Genomic DNA, 20055 nt, shown 5'->3' with positions numbered 1-20055 from the left:
TGCCAACTCCTGACAAAAAACTTTTCCTTCTGCCCTCAGCCCTTTGCCTTTAGCTATACGTCTCTTTTTGTTTTGACCCACTCTGTTTGGGGTTTGCGTAAGACGTTGAGATAAACGGGCACTTTAGCGGCCACGTAGAGCGGAATTGAAAAAAGCTGTTTTAGGGATAGCTCACGACGGCCAAACTTTAGCCAGACGCTCACAATCGCGATCGCTAAGCAACCACCTCCCACAATCACAAGCGCCAAAGGCCACCAGAAAGCAGTAAGACTGGCTAAGACTGCTGCCGCTACAAACAGAATAGCCCAAAGCACAACCAGCAACGAAAGCGGCGGAATACACAGATCTAACCCCATGGCTCCTAAATCTAAACGCCTTTGCCTAAAAGCCGCTATCAAAGTTGGCAATCCATAGGCCGTAATGATTTGCAAATGCCCATGTTCCCAGCGGGTGCGCTGCTTCTGAGCGACTGAACTATCTTGAGGCAGTTGGCCTAAAACCTTTGCCTCCGCCCAAAAGAGGGGCGGATAACCTGCGATCGCTAAGTCCAAACCCAGCTTCATATCTTCTACAATATGGCCGCTAGCCAAATTAACCGCTTGTAAGGCAGGCCAGGGAAAAGCCATACCAGTACCTGTCAATGGACAAGGAAATCCTAAGCGAGTCAGTCCTGCTGGGCGTACGAGATTTTTTACCTTAAAAGCGAAGGCTGAAACCGCATCCTTTAAACTGGCTTCGTCTGGTTGCTCCATTAAATAAGTGGCTTGAACAGGCCGTTGTGTGGCGATCGCGGCCTGAGCCAACTGCTCAACCGCCCCTGGCTGCACCCAGCAATCGGCATCAACAATTAAAACCACATCGGGGGGATGAGGCTTTAGCCATTGCAGGCCATAGTCCAGCGCATACCCTTTGCCGCGTTTGCTGAGATCATGCCGTTCAGCAACCGATACGCCAAGACTGCGAGCAATCTTAGCCGTATCGTCTGTACAATTGTCTGCGACTACCAGAATACTGGCTGGGTCGGCAACTTGGGCAATGAGTAGCGCCAGCGTTTGGTGAATACAAACCGCCTCATCATGGGCGGGAATTAAAATGGCCGTCTTGACCGTAGAGGCTACCACCGATGATTGGGGCTGGGGTAACAAAGCCGCAAGACACTCAGCCAACAGCCAGCCCAACAACAGTAAAAGGATGCTTGCTGCTATCAACAGACTGATTGCAGCAATTGAGGCAAGCAGGTGGCTAAGTTCTGGCATACATATTTTAGGGTTTGGGTTTACTCAAGAAGATCAAATCAGAGCTTTAGAAATCTGTCAGAAAGTTCAGCAAGCTAAGCGGGGCTAGAATGCCGCTAGACACCCGACCCAAAAAGTCTAAAACAGAAGGAAAAGATCGTTTGGCTACAAAGATAACGTCGCCATCCTGAACCTGATAGTTATCAACCAGGTCATCTAGGTCTACAACTTGTTCTTCGATTAGCCCCTCCTCGTTTAGGCGCACTAGGGCAACATCCGACAAACGTGCGTCTGTGGTAGGGCCACCAGCCACCGCAACAGCACTTGAAATGGAGCTATTGGGTGGAACTAAAACTTCGCCTGGATTTCTCACTTCACCCACAACGCGCACTCGAATGGTGGTGGGTGCCAAACTCGAACTTGCCACCAATCGTTGATCAATGCCCGCTGATTCTGCCGTTAGCTGAGGTACAAAAACTGAATCACCGTCTCTTAGCAAAATATCTTTAACGTCTGTATTAGAGGTCAATGCTTCCCAGAAATTAACCGTGATGAGTTCTCGCTGTCCCCAAGTATTGGTTCTCTCAACCGTTACCTGGCGAATATCAGCATCCCGCTGAACGCCGCCCGCGGCAATGAGTGCTTGGCTCAAGGTGGGAATTCCCGTAGAACTCCCCGACCCGGTTAGTTGCGCTGGCCCCGGTCGGTAGACTTCTCCGGCAATATTGACAATAACGGGGCGTGTTTGGTTAAGGCTAACGCTTACTACAGGATTGACCAAAAAGCGTCGCAACCGAGCGTCTAGATCGGTCGTTAAGCTTGAGAGCGTTCTGCCCGCTGCTGGTACAGATCCAACCAGCGGAATTGAAACTGAGCCATCCGGTAAAATGATGCGTTCTATATCAAATTCTGGGTAGCCAATGACGCTAATATCAAGGGCATCGCCGGAACCTAGGATATAATCTGGCGAGTTTACAGGCGTTGGGAGGGCTATCCCATCTTGTGCAGGTGGCGGCAGCGGTCTAATCAAAGATTGGGCGATCGCGGGTTGGAGAAACTGACTATGGCTTAACCAGCCAGCAGCAACCAACGCTGCTAGAGATAGCGGTTTGAAAGACAGGCAACGAAACATAACGCTAAGCAGCTATTACAAAAGAACGGATTGTCGTGGATGTCAGGCTATTTTGAAAAAATGTTAGGTAGTTTGGCGGTAGGTTCTAAGGGCTTTGTATTACCAAGGCGGTACTCTTCCGGCGCTCTGGAGTAGTAGGCATAAACACTGTTGGGTTCTTCCTTGGTATCTACCCCATTAGCAACTAACCCCAAAACATTAGCGCCTGAACGAGCCAGTAATGTTTTAGCTGCTGTGGCACTGGCTGAATCGACAAAGCGGGTACGCGCAAGCAGCAAAATGCCGTCCACGGCTGTACCCAAGACAGCCGCATCAGCAATGCCTGCTAGTGGGGGAGTATCAAAAATAACGTAGTCATACTGGCTCATGAAATCGTGAATCAGTGATTTCATGCGTTCTGAATCAATCAGGGCTAATGGGTTGGGCGGAACAATACCTGCGGGTAAGACAAACAAGTTGTCAGAAATCGCTTGGATGGCTTGCTCAAGCCTTCCTTCGCCCACTAGAACATGGCTAAGTCCCACGGCGTTGACCAAACCCCACAGGTGATGCTGTGAGGGCGATCGCATATCGGCATCCACCAAAAGCACCCGCGCCCCATTTTGAGCCAGCGTCGCCGCTAAGTTAGCCGAAACCTCTGACTTGCCCTCTTTGGGAATGGAACTGGTAATGGCGATCGCCCGATTCTTTTTATCAGAACTCATAAACTTCAAATTAGCCTGCAGCATCTGATAAGCGCTGTAGACAAATGAGTGATGCGCACCCGCCGGATCAAGCGTGACGATACGGGGTGAGATTTGCGAGTTCGTTTTTTGCAGGGGAAGTTCGTCTAAGCTTTGGGATTCTTCAGCGGCACCAAACTTAGGAATGACGCCTAACAGCGTGTAGCCAAACAAAGCTTCGGCGTCTTGAACGGTTTTGATGGTACGGTCGATTAAATCTAAGAAGAAAGCAACCGCGACGCCCAAAAAGACCCCGGCTCCGGCTCCGGCTATGAGGAGCTTATTGCTATTAGAGGCAATTACGGTTGGGTTGGAGGCCGCTTCAATAATCTGAGCCGTCCCGATGCTTTGGTTTTCAGTAATTGAAATTTCTTGCAGTCTGGCCTGCAAAGACTCGTAAATACTGGTAGCTGCCTCTAGCTTACGCTCAAGATTACGCTGCCGTTTTTCCAACGCCGGAAAAGCGTCGGCTCGTTGCTGAAAGCGCGATCGCGTATCTACCAAGCTAGCAATACGCGGAAGCAGACTCAAACGTTCGATTTCTACAGCTAGCAGTTCTGATGTCAATCCCCGCTGTAAATCAACCATTTGTAAGCTAGCGGGTGAAACCTCTAACGTTTGCCCTAGCACTTGAGCGACCCGATCTTGTAAGAGGGCATTGAGAGAATCCGCCTGACGCTGTAAGTTTTCGACGACAGGATGACTTTCGGTGTAGAGAGCCTGCTGACTGGCAAGTTCGGTTTGAACAGTCTGCAAGTCTGTCAGCACTTGCTGAATACCCGGCGCTTGGCTCAAAGTGCTTGCCGTAGCTGCCTGCTGAGGAGACATATTAAGTTGTCGCTGCAATTCTGTTGAGCGGGCTTCGAGTTCAGCTAATCTGGCCTGAATTTGGTTAATTTCATTACTCAAAGCCGAAATCGTCGTTAGGGTGGTGGAAACTTCTTGCTCAAGCGCCACAACTTGATTTTGCGCTTTGAACTGGCGAATTTCTTCAGCAGCCTGTTCTGCCTCAGCTTGCGCAAGCGGTAGCTCTCTTTCTAAAAATTCTCGGGCAGCGACAGCCGTGGCTCGATTTGTCAAAACATTTTTGTCTACATAGGTCTGCATCACCTGATTGACGATGTCTACAGCCAAGTCTGGATTATTAGACTCATAGCCAACGGCCAAAACATCTGAACTGCCTAGGGTTTGAACATTTAACCCTCTGGCTAAAGCCCCCGGAGAAATAAGATTGCCGTCGTCATCTCGAATATTGAGCTGTTCTACTACTTCCTGAAGAATTACCGGCGATCGCAGCAGCGCAGCTTGAGTTTTCAGCGGGTCAGTCTTGCCAACGGTATCGAAATCGCTGAGGTCTTGCCCTACACCCGTTAACGATGCTGAGCGATCAACCTGTAGCAAAAGCTGACCACTCGCTCTATAGGCAGGTTCCTCAGACAAAATCAGGGCTGTTGCCGCTGCTATGGGTAGCATAAAAGCCCCCGCTGCTGCCCACCATCGTCGCTTCAAGACCAGCCAGTACTTGCGAATATCTATTTGTTCAACAGCTTCTACTGTCTCTTCTTTAGCAATCTTGGATTCCATAGAAACAAGTTACGGTTGAGGCCATGGCAGCATCTCCAGGCAATAGCTAAGTATTTTCCCTTAAGCTACGACTGGTTTACTTCAAGCTTAAGCAGGTTAGTCATCGAGTTGCCAACAAGATTTGATGAACCTTGCACTAGAAGCCAGGAGAATTGAAAATATCCTAACGGATCGAACGGATTACCCTTTCTTTACTTGAACCTAATCGGGTTCCAAAGGTTCCTAACGGGCATGGGTTTATGCCCTACGATAGAAGCTGTTGGCAGGATGAGAGTCTAGCGGAAGATAGGTTTTCTATTGTTACCGAGAAAGCCAGCGATCGCTGTAGCTGCCAGCGTTGAAACCCTGCAATGGCTGAAATTCTCTGACAGAAAAGCTGTTCTTCTGCGCTCTGATTTCTGTCTTGAGCCATAGGTCAAAGCTTTTCCTGAGACACAACCAAGCTTTTTGCGGCAAAAGGATCTCGGTAGCGGTTTAGCTTTTGCTGCACAACTAGTTTGAAAAAAGGCAAACCCTCAACCAGATAACGTCGCCACAAACGACGAGGCTCACACGCTAAACGGTACAGCCACTCTACCCCTAGTTCACTCATCCACTTAGGGGCACGATGCAGTATCCCCGCTTCAAAATTGAGCGTAGCTCCAATCGCCAAAAATACCTTGATGTCTGGCAGCAAGTCTTTGTACTTAAATATCCATTTTTCTTGTTTGGGTGCCCCCAAGCCTACCGCCAGCACATTGGCTCTAGACTGGTTAATCAGTTCCACAATTTCCTGACATTCTTGTTCCTTTTGCTCAAATCCATACGAGGGTGAGTGAGCCGCAACGACCAGCTCACGCCCAACCCGAAGATTGATATTTTCCTGCGCCCGTTGAGCCACCTGCGGGCCACCCCCTAGTAAAAAAATCTTGACATTAGGATCTTTTCCATATTTCTGGCAGAAAGCTGGAAACAGGTCAGAGCCTGAAATCTTTTCATCAATGGGTGTGCCCAGAAACCTAGAAGCGTACATCAAAATTTGACTATCACAAACCCGATACTGAGCTGCTTGATAAACGTCGTAAAAATGGTCGTCGTTTTGCAATTTCATCAAGTGATCGACGTTGGGTGTTAGGACTATTCCCCCATGAGCGGGATTGAGTCTATCCAAAAGCTCTGGCAGAGAAAGGTTGTCAATTTTGATATTAAGGAGCTTAATCTGATTCATCAGAGTCACTGTCAGATGCCTTCAATGCATAAATCGGTAACGTCACGAGAACATTGCAAGACAAAAACCAGCGTCCCCAAGTCCTTAAACCGACGAAATGCTAGCATTCCATCTGCAAAAGGCTTGAGAAGCGACGTCTACAGCGTCAAACTTTATCCCGTAGCAGACACTCAGCCAAAACTTTTCTAGAAGCTTTAGCGTCAGTCTACCAACCCATTTAGATAGAAACATCTATCTACTTAAGGGTTTTGCAACTTTGCCACTTCTAGTCTTCAGTCGGTAGTCTAAACTGCCTACTTTCTGCAGTCACGATTCAGGCTTTATCGGATTAAGGTTGAGATCAAGATACGCAGAGGGTTAAGCCGCATCTGCATATCCACAAGCCTAATCTGGCAAAGTTATGCCCTTGCTGGGGTAAATCTGTTAGTACAGATGGCTGGAATCCTCACCTCTCGTAATTTATACAAACTTGGTTCGACTAGCCGTGACGCAGCCTGTCTCAGGAACTGATTCATTCGTCAGATGCTGATCTGACTGATCTAATTTGTATATCTGTTGGTTGATGACCACCCACCTCATATTTTTCTAGCTGAGAAGCTAGAACTTTCTCCGTAATTACGCTACAGATTACAAAAACTTTATAGTTGGCTCGTAAAGCAAAAGCACAAAAGCGGTTAGCGCTCATGACTGGGCCAAAGGAGCATATCCTGAAGACCATCCTATTGAGGCTGGTTAGCCAAAATCGGAGGTCATTGATTAGGTAAAGTGGCTTTAAATAGCCGAGAGCGCACTGGCTGACAAGGGGTTCCCCAACAAATGTGCTGTTGTGGCTGGTTGCTAAATACGCTGCTGCGAGCGCCAATCAAGCTATTAGCTCCAATCCTAACGCCAGGGCCAACAAAGCAATCGGTGGCAACCCAAACCCCGTTTTCAATCAAGATTGGGGCTGTTTTTAGTTCAAAAGCAGGATCGCTGGCGGCGTGGCTGCCAGTGCAAAGGTAGCTTTTTTGAGAAATTACGCAGTGGCAGCCAATTTGAATCGTGTCAAGGCTGTAGAGAACCACATCATCTCCGATCCAGCTGTAATCGCCAATAGTTACTTTCCAGGGATAAGTGAACCGGGCTGTTGGTCGGATGATAACGCTTTTGCCGATTTTGGCTCCAAACCATCGCAACAGTGTTCTTCGAGGGGCATGGTGGGCATGTAAAGTCAACGGAAAGGCGATCGCCTGAATAAGCCACCACAGCATAATCAGCCAGCGAGGACGACCCGGATCAAACCAAGACTGGTCATATCGGCGCAGATCAACGAGAGCATCTGAACCCAAACTGTAGGACGAAGCTGGGTTGATTCGAGTTGAATCCAGCTTTTTAGGGTCAGCATCAGGCGGCGACATGCTTAAGTAACCTAAGTGTCTGGTTGAGGATGAGTCTGGGTAGAAAGCTGGGGTACTTTTTCAGCAGGTGCTACTGTTTCAGCAGCCTGCACATTTAGATGACCGCTGAACTGACGGAGTTCGTAGAGCTTTACGCCAATTTGGTATTCGTATTGGCTGAGTAGCCGCCCGTAAATATAACCTGCTTTGCCGTCTAGAAAACCTAGTTGAACAAAATAGAACAAGATAAAGCGCAGCAAAGGTCTAAACGGCAGGCGCACCCAAATCTTTTTCAAAAAGCGTTTACGTTGGACTGAATCACCAAATAAGCTGGCTCCGATGGTACCGTCTTCTCCCATGCCTGTTAGCAGGTTGTAGTAGACTCTGGCTTCCCAGTTTGAATATCGATTGTGACGAGCTAACCATTGGTAAAGATCACGAAAATCGATATGCAGCATATCGTTTTTGAGATAACCAATGGCACCCGGAACGATAACGTGTTCGTGTACTTCGTTATCGCCCGTATTGCGAATGTCTTCTGTATGAAGATTTTCGTAACGGCCTTGACGGTGGCGAAAAAGCCGAAGATTCCAGTCTGGGTACTTGCCACCGTGACGAATCCACTTGCCTAAAAAGTAAACGCGACGGTTGATGTAGTAACCATTGTGGTCGTCTGACTGAATTGCTAGAGCTATTTCATCCCACAGTTCTGGGGTAATGCGTTCGTCGCAATCTACAATAAGTACCCAATCGTTGCGAAAGGACAAATTCTCTAGGGACCAGTTTTTCTTTTTCGGCCAGCGTCCGTTGAAGTGAAATTGGATGACCTGTGCTCCGGCACTTTCGGCAATCTCAATGGAGCGATCGCTGCTTTGAGAGTCTACAACAAAGATCTCATCTGCTCTGGCAACACTTTCCAGACAAGCCGGTAGATTGGCTTCCTCATTCTTAGCGGGAATGAGCACAGAAACCGGAATCTTAGAGGAAACAACAGTCATAAAAGGTTAGCGAATATAAGGGCAGACAAACGTTAGATTGAAGAAACAGCCATCGTATCTATGGGATCTGGTTAATCACCCAGGCTCATCATTTGGTAACGGCTGGACGGATCATGCCCTGTAGGGCGCTCAGAAGATAGCCAATTTGTCCATAAGCATAGGCGAGATTTGCGAAGCGCTTCGCTGGATCTTGGCAATATTTAATCACCTTGTAGCTGCCTCTGAGCAAGCGTTCGCTGCCGCGTTGTAGCTGGCTCAACCCGGTTCGCCCTGCCAATTGCTCTCGGTAGCACTCGCTAATACCTTGCCACCAGCTGCGATTGAGATGCCAGATAGGTTTTAGCCGATCTGGAGCGACGTTATGAGCCGCTAAAGCCTGAGGCACGTAGGCGACCTGCCAACCTGCTTTTAGCGCTAGCTCGGTCATATGCATTTCCTCATTAGAAAGCAAATTTGTGCCCACCCGTCCCAAATTGGGATCAAAGCCGCCAATCGTTTCTAGAAATTGTTTACGAACAGAATAGTTTAGCCCTCGGGGGGTCAATCCTGGCTGCTCGATGTAGGTCAACTGATCGCCCAAATCATAAGCTCCTAAACTAGCAGCCAATTCTGGAGATAGCCAGCGAGGTGGGGTTGTTTGGGGTGGCCAAATTAAAGTAACTTTGCCCCCGGCGATCGCAAGTTGTGGATTTTGCTGGTAGAGCGAATGCAGAGCGGCCAGCCAGTTTTGGCTAGCTTCTGCGTCGTCGTCTAAGTAGGCTAAAATTTCAGCCTGGGCAGCACGGGCCCCTGTATTACGGGCTACTGAAAGTCCTAGCTGGGGTTCATACAGATATCGCAACCGTGGATGGCTTGAGCGGACGGCAACAATTTCTTTGGTTTGATCGGTCGAGGCATTGTCAACCACAATGACCTCATAGTCAGCAAAGGTCTGCTGTAGCAAACTATCAATCGCCGCGCCTAGATAGGCAGCTCGATTATGGGTACAAATGATGGCTGAAATTTGAGGCTGGGGCATAGCACTTAAGGCCAGTTTGGGAGAGACAAACTCAACAAATCTAAAAAGGTTTACCTGCTCAAGACATGGCTCTTACTCAAGATGCCCAATTCATCCTGTAACTTGACGATAATGGCCAAAGTTATAGCTAAAAGTCGAAGTTGAAGGCTGAGAGCAGAAACAAAGCTTTTCTGTTAGCGGCTTTTGGCAATTGAAGTGTCTCAGCGCTTGGGCTACAGCAATAGCAGTCAACAGCAGCGGTTTATTATGGCGTCGAGCTTCACTGGCTAGAGACAATGCATTTGCAGCCTGTTTTGCAGCCTGTCAATGGAGAGAGGGTTTAGCCTTCTTGTCGTTAGAGTATTGACGTAGGGGCTTTGCGATTCAAAAATCTCCTACGATCAAGATGATTTTTACCGTGATCTAGCGTGTTCACTAAACCCGAAGAAATTGATATTGCTCCTTTGATTGATCATGCACTGCTCGAACCTGCTGCCACCCAAGAAGCGGTAGCGCAAGTTTGCTATGAAGCTGAACGGTTTGGTTTTGCTGCTGTCTGTGTGTACCCAGCGCACGTTCGGCAAGCAGCAGAACTACTGCACAATAAAGCCCCTAAAGTTTGTACTGTCATTGGCTTTCCAACGGGGGCAACTACCTCTGCCGTAAAACTGTTTGAAGCTCAGGAGGCGGTTGAGAATGGGGCGGTTGAGCTAGATGTGGTGATTAACTTAGGCTGGGTCAAGCAGGGCGAAACCCGTAAGTTGCACCGAGAAGTTGCCGAAATTTGCGAATCTACTGGGCAAACCGTGAAGGTAATTTTAGAGATGTCCCTTTTGACCGATGCTGAGCAGCGAATAGCCGTAGAAGCTTGTTTAGATGCCGGAGCTGCTTTTCTCAAAACCCATACGGGTTGGATGGGCGGTGCTAGTATCGCGGATGTACAGCGGCTTAAACAGCTAGGCGGAGACTCGATTGGAATTAAAGCTTCAGGCGGAATTCGCAATTGGCAGCAGGCTGTTGAGCTAGTTTTGGCGGGAGCTACCCGCTTAGGTACCTCAAGAGGGCCTGAGATTATACGCGATCGCGGTATCCTAGAAGAATAGCCACATCCCTATCTAGCCATTGCTGGCTGAGGAAAGCGGCTGTTGTTTGCCCATACTCTGAATGAGTCGTACTTATAAAGCAACGGGAATTAACTTAAAGGGTTCTCCTCTGGGAGAGTCTGATCGGTTGCTGACAATTTTGACTCAGGAACAAGGGTTGGTTCGCGTCGTCGCGCCTGGGGCACGTAAACATAATTCCCGCTTGGCAGGACGTAGTGGTCTTTTTGTGATTAATCAGCTGCTGCTGGCTAAAGGCAAAAGCTTAGACAGAATATCACAAGCTGAGACGGTCAGATCCTTCCCGGGTTTAAGCTCAAACTTAACCAAGCTAACGGCCAGTCAATATTTGGCTGAACTAACGCTTTATCAAGCCTTGAGTGAACAGCCTCAAGAGTCGCTCTTTTGCCTTTTAACTGAGCATTTAGAGCGTTTAGAACAAGCGACGGCTGCTGCCGTTCTGCCTTGTCTGGCTCAGGCGACCTTTCATTTGTTGGCTCTAGCCGGAATTGCGCCTCAGGTTCACCTCTGCTGTATTACTCAAGAACCGATCGTACCCGATCTTTTAGACCCAGATTGGCAAGTGGGCTTTAGTCTCTCGGCAGGCGGAACGGTACGGATAACTGAACTGGATGGCTTAGGCGATCGCGTCGAGTCTTCTCAGCAAAAATCAACTCCACAAACCCAAAAGCAACCTGTTGAAGAGAAGATCGTTCGTTCATCAGTGGCGGCCATGTCTACCAGCAGGCGGGTGCCCTCAGGCAGAGGTTCTTCGAGCCGCCAGCGCAAAGTAGATCAGGTATTTCGGCTGAATGCTTTGGAACTAGCGTTGTTTCAACAGCTTAGTCAGCCACAACTACTGGTTGTTCAGCCGATGGCAGTGGCGCTCCCGGCGGCTGTCACTACGAGTCCCCATCATTTGTGGTACCGGATAGAGCGGTTTCTCAGACACTATGCCCAATATCATCTAGATAGGTCAATCCGATCGGCGTCCTTAATCGATGCCTGTTTTTCTTCCCCTTCACCGTCGTTTAATTAACTTCATTTCCTGATTTATGTTTCAAGAATCCGACGCAGACATCACTAAAACAGTGACTGCCCCTGACCCCTGCCCGGATAGGCCAGTGAAGTCTCGGACAGCGGTTTGCGCTGAAGATTCTAAGGATCAACCGGATGCCGCCGCGTCGTCAAATACCGTATCGTCAGCTCAAACGTCAGAATCGGTTCGAGGATTTTGGCCAGTCTTACAAAACGCCAATTTTTTAACCCTTTGGAGTGGCCAAGTCTTTTCTCAACTGGCTGATAAGGTCTACCTAGTGCTGATGATTTCTATCATTGCTAGCCAGTTTGAGTCCCCCGGACAAACGATTAGTGGCTGGGTATCGGCCATTATGATTGCGTTTACGATTCCAGCAGTTTTGTTTGGTTCACTGGCGGGTGTCTATGTAGACCATTGGGCTAAGAAGCCCGTCCTTGTGATTACTAACCTGTTGCGAGGCGTGCTAGTGGTTCTTTTGCCAGGTTTGCTATGGCTGTCGCAAGATTGGGGGACGTTCGAGGGACTGCCCATTGGATTTTGTCTTTTGCTGGTGACAACTTTTTTGGTGTCAACCCTAACTCAGTTTTTCGCCCCTGCTGAGCAAGCGGTGATTCCTCTTGTGGTTAAGCAAGGCAATTTGCTGTCGGCCAATTCTCTGTACACAACAACGATGATGGCTTCCGTCATTATCGGTTTTGCCGTGGGAGAACCTCTACTGGCGATCGCAGATCGCTGGCTTGCGCCTTTAGATGGCGGCTCTGGCATGGGTAAAGATATTTTAGTGGGAGTGAGCTATGGCTTAGCGGGCTTATTGCTGTTACTGCTAAACCCCCACGAAAAGCGCGCTGCCAAGCAAAGCGAACCCCACGTTTGGCGAGATATTCGAGAAGGGTTGCAATATATTCAGCAGCAGCCTTTAGTTCGCAGTGCTTTAATTCAGCTTGTGTTGCTGTTTTCGGTATTTGCAGCACTTGCGGTTTTAGCAGTGCGCTTGGCTGAAGTAATTACGGTATTAAAGTCTTCTCAGTTTGGTTTTTTGCTAGCAATGGCTGGTGTGGGCATGGCTATAGGCGCAGCTTTGATCGGTCAGTTTGGCCAGCGCTTTGCCCGCAGCCATTTAAATGTTGTTGGTTCAGCGGGGATTACGGCTACGCTGATAGGTCTGGCCTTTTTTGCCGAAAGCCTCTGGATCTGTTTACTGTTAATTGGTTTGTTAGGGTTGTTTGCTGCGGTTGTTGGCATTCCGATGCAAACAACCATCCAAGAAAAAACGCCTGAAGACATGCGAGGTAAGGTTTTTGGGTTGCAAAATAATTTGATTAATATTGCCTTGAGTTTGCCATTGGCACTGGCTGGGCTAGCGGAAACCTTTTTGGGATTGAAGACGGTGTTTTTGGGATTGGCAGCATTGGTCATAACTGGTGGAATTGTCACTTGGTATATCAGTCGTCCAAAGTTGACCGCTTGAGAATCTGCTGAGAAGCGGCTATATACTTGTTAAGTTCTCCCAAAGTCATGGCTTGACGATTTTTAGTCGGCTTTCCTGGCTGCTGTTAGCTCTCTCTTTAATTGAATGCACATCGCTTGGCTTGGTAAAAAATCTCCTTTTTGCGGCAATGTTACCTATGGTCGGGAGATTACGAATGCTTTACTAGACCGCGGGCATCGGGTAACTTTCCTTCATTTTGCTCAGCCTGAAGAGGAAACGCCAAGCGATCGCCCTGATTGCCAGGAAGTTTCGCTGCCTTTTATTTTTAAGTCTCAGATTCTCACGATTCCGTCTTTTCGCTCAGGCAAGTTGCTGATGCAGGCGCTCAAGCGACTGAAGCCAGATATTGTTCACGCCTCGTTGACCTTGTCGCCGCTTGACTTTCGTTTGCCTGAAATTTGTCAAGAGTTGGGGATTCCCCTGGTAGCGACTTTTCACCCGGCTTTTGATCGGCGGCGACGGAACCTGACTTCTGGTACCCAGCACTTAACTTATCAAATTTATGCTCCTTGCCTAGCCCATTACGATCGCGTGATTATTTTTTCTCAGATTCAGCGAGATCTGCTGGTAAAGCTGGGGGTTCCCGCTTCACGGGTAAGCGTTATTCCCAACGGGGTTGACATTGACAAATATGCGCCTGGGTTTTCTCCCGTCAAACAAGAATTTGGGGCAGAGCGGCTGTTTGTCTATCAGGGACGGCTTTCAATTGAGAAAAACGTTGAGTCTTTGCTGCGAGGCTGGAAGCAGGCTAAATTAGCACCTAGCAGTAAGCTGGTAATTGTGGGCAGTGGGCCTTTAACCTCCTCGCTGCGAGCTTTTTATGGCTCTGAAGAAAATGTGATTTGGCTGGGGTTTGTGGCTGATGAGCAGCGCCGAATCGAAATTTTGCGCGGAGCTGACGTGTTTATTTTGCCTTCGCTAGTTGAAGGGCTTTCGCTTTCGCTTCTTGAAGGAATGGCTTGCGAAGCGGCCTGTATTGCCACTGATGCGGGGGCTGACGGCGAGGTATTAGAAAATGGAGCTGGGGTTATTTTAGATACTCAGCGGGTGTCAACCCAGCTACAGGCTTTGCTCCCGGTCTTTCAAGACCATCCAGAAATGACGACGCTGTTGGGACGAAAAGCCCGACAGCGGGTGCTAGAGCGTTATACCTTAGGAGGCAATATTAGCCAGCTAGAAGCCCTCTATGCTGAAACGCTGCGAACTTCTCGCCTTTATCTCAGTCGCGGTGCTTAAGCAACATTGCCCAGCGGACGTGCTGTTTTTCCCGTTGGTTTATTGCCTGTGCAGGTAAGAACGATAGCTACGGTTTTACCTTTTTGTTGGTCAACTTTTTGTCATGGCTAAACAAATTCAGTTGTAGACAAAAAAGAAGATTCTGGAGTAGCTGGTTCTGGCGGAGGCTGATCTAAGACTTGCCAAACTGCTTGCATTAGCGCGTCTAAGCCCGTACCGGCGACGGCTGAAATACAAAAAACGCTGGTTTGGGCAGTCGCTTCAAGGTCGGCTGCGATCGCCTTTACCACCTCAGGAGAAAGCGCCTCGACTTTATTGAGGGCTAGAATTTGTGGGCGATCGCCTAGGGTTTCGCTATAGGCGCTGAGTTCGGTTTGAATAGTGAGATAGTTTTGGACAGGGTCTTCAGCCGTTGCGTCAACTAAATGCAGCAGCAAACGCGTGCGTTCGACATGACGCAAAAATTCATGACCCAAGCCTAAACCTGTATGGGCACCCGCAATTAGCCCAGGAATATCCGCAAATACGGTGCCGTCACCCGTTGCTTTGCGAACCACGCCGAGGTTGGGAACCAAGGTGGTAAAAGGATAATCGGCAATTTTAGGTCGAGCTGAAGATAAAGCCGCAATCAGGGTTGATTTACCAGCATTCGGTAACCCAATAATGCCGACTTCAGCGATCAGCTTGAGTTCTAATCGGATGCGTCGTTCTTCACCGGGTAGCCCTGGTAAAGCTCGCTCAGGAGCACGGTTGCGATTGCTCAAAAAGTGACGATTACCCAAACCGCCTTTGCCCCCTTGAGCCACACAAAGGCTCTGTCCGGGCTGTACTAAATCTCCTAGTAGTTCGCCTGTGGCAGCATCATAGACAACCGTGCCACAGGGCACCTCAATCTGGCGATCGCGCCCGGCTGCTCCGGTTTTGTTTTTGGGGCCACCTCGTTCGCCATTTTCTGCTTTAAAGCTATGGGCATACTTAAAGTCTAAAAGCGTTTGCAGGTGGTTAACAGCCACTAAATAGACCGATCCACCTGGGCCACCATTGCCACCTGCTGGGCCACCTGCTGGCACGTACTTCTCTCGTCGAAAGGCGACTAAGCCATCTCCACCGTTGCCTGCGATTACGTCTACCTCTGCCTGGTCGATAAATTGCATTACTGCTGTAAGTCAATCATTGCTTGACGAATTTGTTCTTGAAGAGCGGGGGTTTGCTGATGCGCTGCTGTAATTTCGTTAAAACGACTAACGCTTAAACCATTGCTGACGACAATTTCGGCAGCTTGAGTACAATAGCGAACGATAATTTCTCGCACCTGGCTGCGGATACGACGCGGCAAATTTGACAGGCTGTTGGCATTGGGGCAGCTCATGTCTAGCTCACTCGCACTCAAATTTTCTGCCATGAGCAGATTTTTGACCCGAGTGTAAGCTTCGGTACGCGGCGCGTCCATTTGGAGAACGGATCGGGCGTAGCCCGTAATTTCTTCAGCGGTAATTGTTTCTGAGCGCGGTTGCGCTTGAGCCACACGGCTGGTGATGTGAAGCCCCGGAAGCGGTGAAGAAGTCTGCCGCCAGTTAACCTGAACGCCAGCAAGGCCGCTGAGGGTGACTAAAAGGCTGCTAAATGCCGAAACTGAACGAAGAATCTGTTGGCTAAAAGAAAATGAGTAGATATTAGAAGCTTGAATTGACATTTTGCATTCTGGTTAACGACCAAAACTATCTTAAAAAGTACATAGTCGCTTCAGACCATTCTACTGAAATGAAGTTCCGAAGGATGGCTGGCTTTATAGTTTACTGAAGAAGTTGAGAAATTTCGATAATTTTTGTTTGCAGCGTGGGAATTTCGGCTTTACCTTGCTTGAGGCTGGCCTCTAATTCTAAAAGTTTATGCAGCGTTTGCTGCAAACTGTCTAACGCCAGGGAACGGACTTCTTTTTGCAGAAAATAAACTCGTTTGGGATTGCTTACTTCAGCCGCTTGAGCGATCGCTTTTTCATCTCGTTCGCCCGCCTGCATCATCACCTTCACCCAAAGCCAGGTACGAAATTGACCGACCAGGGTAGAGACAATTCTCAAGCTTGGTTCGTTTCGCTCAATCAAATCGGTGACTAACTTGAGCGCCTGAGCCGTGTCGCCCTGTCGTAGGGCTGTGGCTAGCTGTAGACTGCTCTGGGTGTTGACGACAACCAAATGGGCCACAACCTCAGCGGCTAAGGGGAGTTGGCTGTCGCCTTGATAAATTTTGAGTTTTTCAATTTCGTTTACTAGCTGACGCGTGTTGTTGCCGACTGATTCAGCCAACAGCTCAACGGCCTCTGGCGTCAGGGTTAGCCCTGCCTGTTCCGCCGTCTGGAGAACCTGTTGCTGGAGCAGCTCAGTTTTCCAGGGGGGAATGGCAGAAAATTCTTGAATTTTGCCGTGTTTTTGCAATAACTTGGTTGATTTAAGCCGTCCATCAGGCTTTTGAGCGCTGGTAAAGAGCAAAATACTGGCCTCTGGCACAGCGGGTAGGGTGCGGCTGAGTTCTTGCAGGAGGGCTTCACTACAGCGTTGAAAAATAGCGGCGTTTTGCAACCAAACCACCCGTTTGCCACTACCAAAAGGCGGGGTTACGGCTTGATTGAGACCCTGGATTAGGCTTTCGGTTTGCTCGGCGCTGAGTTTGTCGTAGTTGAAGCTGTGCCATTGCGGATCTAGACTGCGATCGCATAAAGTTTTAATCGCTTGGCTCAGCCGAAAGTCATCATCGCCCCAAAATAAAAAAACTGGCATAGCTCACGTCACAATGAGAAAGCAAATAATTTTTTGTGGCAATGGCTTCTCTGGTTCAGCATCCGATTTTGCAGCAAAGTTTTGCCATTATTGACCGTGAAATTGGCATTCATGGGTTTACTCCAGACGAATATGCCGTAGTGCGTCGCGTTATTCACAGTACAGCCGATTTTGACTTTAAGCAGGCCATACGCTTTAGTGCAACGGCGATCGCAGTCGCAAAAAATACCCTGGTTACTGGCATACCCTTGGTCGTGGATGTGAATATGGTCAGGCAGGGCGTGCAGACACTGGTCGCCCGCACCTTTGACAATCCTATCGTGGTGGCGGTGGATCAGGCGAAAGTGGCTTTACCGGGTAAAACGCGCACCGAAACGGGTCTGATTGAGTGCTGTCGTCAGTATCCGGAGGCAGTTTATGTCGTGGGTAATGCCCCTACAGCCTTAGCGGCGTTGTGCGCAGCGATCGCCGGGGGTCAGGTGCGTCCGGCTTTGGTGATTGGGGTACCTGTTGGTTTTGTCGGCGTAGAAGCGGCAAAGGCGCAGTTGGCTCGCCTAGAGATTCCTCAAATTGTGGTTGCTGGGCGCAAAGGTGGCTCTAGCGTGGCGGCTGCGATTGTAAATGCGCTGCTGGTGCTGGCTTGGGAGTCACTATGAGCTACCCGCCCATTCAGGTGGTAGGCGTGGGAGCGGGGGGAAAGGCCGAACTTTCTCCGGCGATACAGTCGCTGATTGCGCAGGCAGATTTGCTGGTAGGCAGCGATCGTCATTTGTCTTATTTCCCTCAAGAGACTGCCCAGCGGTTAGCCCTGAGTCCGTTATCGACGGCGATAGAAACGTTACAGGCGCAGCGGGCGCAGCAGCCTCAGCAACGGATTGTCATTTTGACCTCAGGCGATCCCCTATTTTTTGGGTTAGGCCGACTGTTGTTACAACATTTTGCCGCCGAGGAACTGGTTTTTCATCCGCACCTCAGCTCGATTCAGCTAGCGTTTAGTCGTCTAAAGCTTCCCTGGCAAGATGCTCAGATCGTTAGCTTGCATGGGCGATCGCTCGACAATTTGCTGCCAGCGCTCAAGCAAGGATCTGAAAAAATTGCCATTCTTACCGATGAACGATACCCACCTCAGGCGATCGCTGCAGGGTTACTGTCTTTGTCAGCACCTTATCAACTCTGGGTCTGTGAAAATTTAGGGGCTAAAACCGAGCGAGTTCACTGTTATCCCCCGGGGGCTGTGCCAACTCAAACGTTTGATCCTTTGAACGTTGTTGTCTTGATTCGTCAGCCTGAATCAGAGCAGCTAGACTTGTCTACCCTGCCGAGCTTTGGTCTGGCTGATGAACTCTTTTTAAGTTTTAGCGATCGCCCTGGTTTAATCACCAAACGCGAGGTGCGTCTGCTGGTTTTGGGCGAATTAGCGCTCAAGCCCCATCAGGTCGTGTGGGACATCGGAGCAGGAACCGGATCGGTCAGCATTGAGATCGCTCGGTTACAGCCCAGCGCCACAGTATATGCAATTGAAAAAACTGCGGTTGGGGCAACGCTGATTCAGCAAAACTGTCAGCGGTTGGGGGTCGAGACGGTTAAGCTGGTGCAGCAAGTTGCGCCAGCGGCATTGGCTTCACTGCCTGCTCCCGATCGGGTTTTTATTGGCGGCAGCGGGGGGCATTTAGCTGAGATTTTGCAAGTGAGTAGCGAACGGCTACAACCCGGTGGCAGGATTGTACTAGCGCTGGCTACGTTAGAACACCTCAGTACGGTGTTGACGTGGCGGCAGCAGTGTTTGCCCGATTGGCGGCATTGGCTATTACAGGTACAGCTTTCCCGTTCGGCAGCAGTGGCAGATTTAACCCGTTGGCTGCCTCTAAATCCGATAACGCTGGTAGTTTTGAGTCGGTAATCAGGTTTGATGGCGCTAAAGAGTCAATTGACGTTCGGAAAAGCGATCGCCTTACTGGGTACCTTACTGAGTTTGGTGCTTGGGCTGCTGATGGCAACGCCAGCCCAAGCCTTTTCTCATTGCCAGAACGTGGCAGGGCAGCAAATCTGTATTCTAAGTCTTAAGCGCAGCGCCAAGTACTATTGGCAATACCGGGCTGAAATTAGTGTGGATGGGGTCAAGCTGGCCGCTGCTGTTTATGACTGTCGGCGGCAAGTGCAGATACGCTCAACTGGCGAAGCAGTACCGTTTCAAGCGAATGGCCCAGGTTTTTTAATTTGTAGCTTTTTCAAAAAATAAAAACAGTGACGACTCATTCCTCAAGCTATCCAGTTGAAAATGTTTTAACGCTGCGATCCCGTTTAGCAGAAAGTCCAGCCTGGGATCTGGCTCGTCAATGTCTTTACTGGGTAGATATTTATAATCACCGGGTGCACGAATTTTATCCCGCGACTGGCCAAACTCGCTATTTTGACGTTGGCGATGTGGTCGGTTGCTTAGCAATCGCCTCTAATCGGCGACTACTGCTTGCGCTCCGCCATGAGTTGGCGGTTTACCACCTAGAGACTGGTCAACAAACCACTCTGCTTTTGCTGGAAGCTGACAAGCCCCACAATCGCTTTAACGATGGCAAATGTGACTTTGCGGGTCGCTTTTGGTTTGGTTCGATGTCTACTCAAGGGCCTGAGGGCTGCTTATACCGCTATGATCCCGACGGTTCTCTTTATTGCATGGAGACAGGGCTAACCATCTCTAACGGTATGGGCTGGAGTCCTGACAATCAAACTTTCTACCTGACGGATTCAGGCGCTCAGGTGATCTACGCCTATAAATTTGACCTAGGCAGCGGGGCGATCGCGCAACGACGGGTGCTTATCGATCTCAAGTCCACGCCATTCAAACCGGATGGCTTAACGGTTGATGCCCAAGGCTGTCTTTGGTCGGCCATGTGGGACGGCTGGTGTGTGATTCGCTTTAGCCCCCAAGGCAAAGAACTGGCGCGCGTCAGGCTACCTGTACAGCGGCCTACTGCTTGCACGTTTGGCGGAGCCGACTTAAAAACGCTATATGTAACGACAGCCTCGGTTGGGCTGAGCGAAGCTGAAATTCAAGCCAGCGTCACCTCAGGGGATTTATTTTGTATCAAAACGACGGTGTCCGGTTTACCTAGCGGCACCTTTGCCGGTCGGCTAGCTTCTTGATCTTTGGGCTGACGCTTTAGAGGTA

The 20055-nt window shown here is 49.4% G+C and carries 18 protein-coding genes; 8 read left to right on the top strand and 10 right to left on the bottom strand.

Annotated elements, in window-relative coordinates:
• Positions 1-53: 53 nt before the first annotated feature.
• The 7 genes from ACTS3T_RS10160 to ACTS3T_RS10130 all read right to left on the bottom strand — a co-directional run bounded on the left by ACTS3T_RS10160 (position 54) and on the right by ACTS3T_RS10130 (position 9272).
• Positions 54-1256, bottom strand: a complete 1203-nt coding sequence (locus ACTS3T_RS10160) for a glycosyltransferase family 2 protein (RefSeq protein ID WP_377961561.1) — start codon at positions 1254-1256, stop codon at positions 54-56.
• Between the two features lie 46 nt (positions 1257-1302).
• Positions 1303-2367 (bottom strand): polysaccharide biosynthesis/export family protein, encoded by a 1065-nt coding sequence (locus ACTS3T_RS10155; protein ID WP_462934933.1) that lies wholly within the window; start codon positions 2365-2367, stop codon positions 1303-1305.
• A gap of 47 nt (positions 2368-2414) precedes the next feature.
• Positions 2415-4673 carry a GumC family protein gene (locus ACTS3T_RS10150; protein ID WP_377961567.1) on the bottom strand — a complete coding sequence of 753 codons (2259 nt, stop codon included), beginning with the start codon at positions 4671-4673 and terminating at the stop codon, positions 2415-2417.
• Between the two features lie 415 nt (positions 4674-5088).
• On the bottom strand, positions 5089-5880 hold the full coding sequence (locus tag ACTS3T_RS10145; RefSeq protein ID WP_377961569.1) for a WecB/TagA/CpsF family glycosyltransferase: 792 nt from the start codon (positions 5878-5880) through the stop codon (positions 5089-5091).
• Between the two features lie 749 nt (positions 5881-6629).
• Positions 6630-7277: a hormogonium polysaccharide biosynthesis acetyltransferase HpsU gene (gene hpsU / locus ACTS3T_RS10140; protein ID WP_377961572.1), complete on the bottom strand. Its 648-nt coding sequence runs from the start codon at positions 7275-7277 to the stop codon at positions 6630-6632.
• An 11-nt stretch (positions 7278-7288) separates the two neighbouring features.
• Positions 7289-8254, bottom strand: coding sequence for a glycosyltransferase family 2 protein (locus ACTS3T_RS10135; protein ID WP_377961575.1), 966 nt, complete (start codon positions 8252-8254; stop codon positions 7289-7291).
• Positions 8255-8342: 88 nt separating this feature from the next.
• Positions 8343-9272, bottom strand: coding sequence for a glycosyltransferase family 2 protein (locus tag ACTS3T_RS10130; protein ID WP_377961577.1), 930 nt, complete (start codon positions 9270-9272; stop codon positions 8343-8345).
• 407 nt (positions 9273-9679) lie between these two features.
• On the opposite strand from ACTS3T_RS10130, the gene deoC reads away from it, so the two are divergent.
• From deoC to ACTS3T_RS10110, 4 genes are all read left to right on the top strand, one after another.
• A complete protein-coding gene (gene deoC / locus ACTS3T_RS10125) occupies positions 9680-10354 on the top strand; it encodes a deoxyribose-phosphate aldolase (RefSeq protein ID WP_377961580.1) in 675 nt (224 codons plus the stop codon).
• Between the two features lie 61 nt (positions 10355-10415).
• Positions 10416-11390: a DNA repair protein RecO gene (gene recO, locus ACTS3T_RS10120; RefSeq protein ID WP_462934932.1), complete on the top strand. Its 975-nt coding sequence runs from the start codon at positions 10416-10418 to the stop codon at positions 11388-11390.
• A 16-nt stretch (positions 11391-11406) separates the two neighbouring features.
• Positions 11407-12858: an MFS transporter gene (locus ACTS3T_RS10115; RefSeq protein WP_377961586.1), complete on the top strand. Its 1452-nt coding sequence runs from the start codon at positions 11407-11409 to the stop codon at positions 12856-12858.
• A gap of 105 nt (positions 12859-12963) precedes the next feature.
• Positions 12964-14115 carry a glycosyltransferase family 4 protein gene (locus tag ACTS3T_RS10110; protein WP_377961589.1) on the top strand — a complete coding sequence of 384 codons (1152 nt, stop codon included), beginning with the start codon at positions 12964-12966 and terminating at the stop codon, positions 14113-14115.
• A gap of 107 nt (positions 14116-14222) precedes the next feature.
• Here the strand turns inward: ACTS3T_RS10110 and obgE are convergent, their stop codons facing one another.
• From obgE to holA, 3 genes are all read right to left on the bottom strand, one after another.
• Positions 14223-15269 carry a GTPase ObgE gene (gene obgE, locus ACTS3T_RS10105; RefSeq protein ID WP_377961591.1) on the bottom strand — a complete coding sequence of 349 codons (1047 nt, stop codon included), beginning with the start codon at positions 15267-15269 and terminating at the stop codon, positions 14223-14225.
• On the bottom strand, positions 15269-15808 hold the full coding sequence (locus ACTS3T_RS10100) for a DUF4168 domain-containing protein (protein ID WP_377961594.1): 540 nt from the start codon (positions 15806-15808) through the stop codon (positions 15269-15271). Before ACTS3T_RS10100 ends, obgE begins: the two co-directional genes overlap by 1 nt.
• A 100-nt stretch (positions 15809-15908) precedes the next feature.
• A complete protein-coding gene (holA, locus tag ACTS3T_RS10095) occupies positions 15909-16889 on the bottom strand; it encodes a DNA polymerase III subunit delta (protein WP_377961596.1) in 981 nt (326 codons plus the stop codon).
• A 41-nt stretch (positions 16890-16930) separates the two neighbouring features.
• On the opposite strand from holA, the gene ACTS3T_RS10090 reads away from it, so the two are divergent.
• Genes ACTS3T_RS10090 through ACTS3T_RS10075 form a run of 4 tightly spaced genes read left to right on the top strand, consistent with a single transcriptional unit; the run spans position 16931 to position 20030 of the window.
• Positions 16931-17545, top strand: a complete 615-nt coding sequence (locus ACTS3T_RS10090) for a precorrin-8X methylmutase (RefSeq protein WP_377961599.1) — start codon at positions 16931-16933, stop codon at positions 17543-17545.
• Complete coding sequence (gene cbiE, locus ACTS3T_RS10085; protein WP_377961602.1) at positions 17542-18789, top strand: precorrin-6y C5,15-methyltransferase (decarboxylating) subunit CbiE; 1248 nt, start codon at positions 17542-17544, stop codon at positions 18787-18789. The genes ACTS3T_RS10090 and cbiE overlap by 4 nt, the downstream gene beginning before the upstream one ends.
• A gap of 27 nt (positions 18790-18816) precedes the next feature.
• Entirely contained in the window at positions 18817-19128 is a 312-nt protein-coding gene (locus tag ACTS3T_RS10080; protein ID WP_377961605.1) for a hypothetical protein, read from the top strand.
• Between the two features lie 5 nt (positions 19129-19133).
• A complete protein-coding gene (locus ACTS3T_RS10075) occupies positions 19134-20030 on the top strand; it encodes an SMP-30/gluconolactonase/LRE family protein (protein WP_377961608.1) in 897 nt (298 codons plus the stop codon).
• The last annotated feature ends 25 nt before the right edge of the window (positions 20031-20055 follow it).

Origin of the sequence: Almyronema sp., assembly GCF_052168255.1 — a bacterium.
GTDB lineage: Bacteria > Cyanobacteriota > Cyanobacteriia > Phormidesmidales > Phormidesmidaceae > Sphaerothrix > Sphaerothrix epifaneia.
This window is presented reverse-complemented; position numbering and strand designations above follow the sequence as displayed.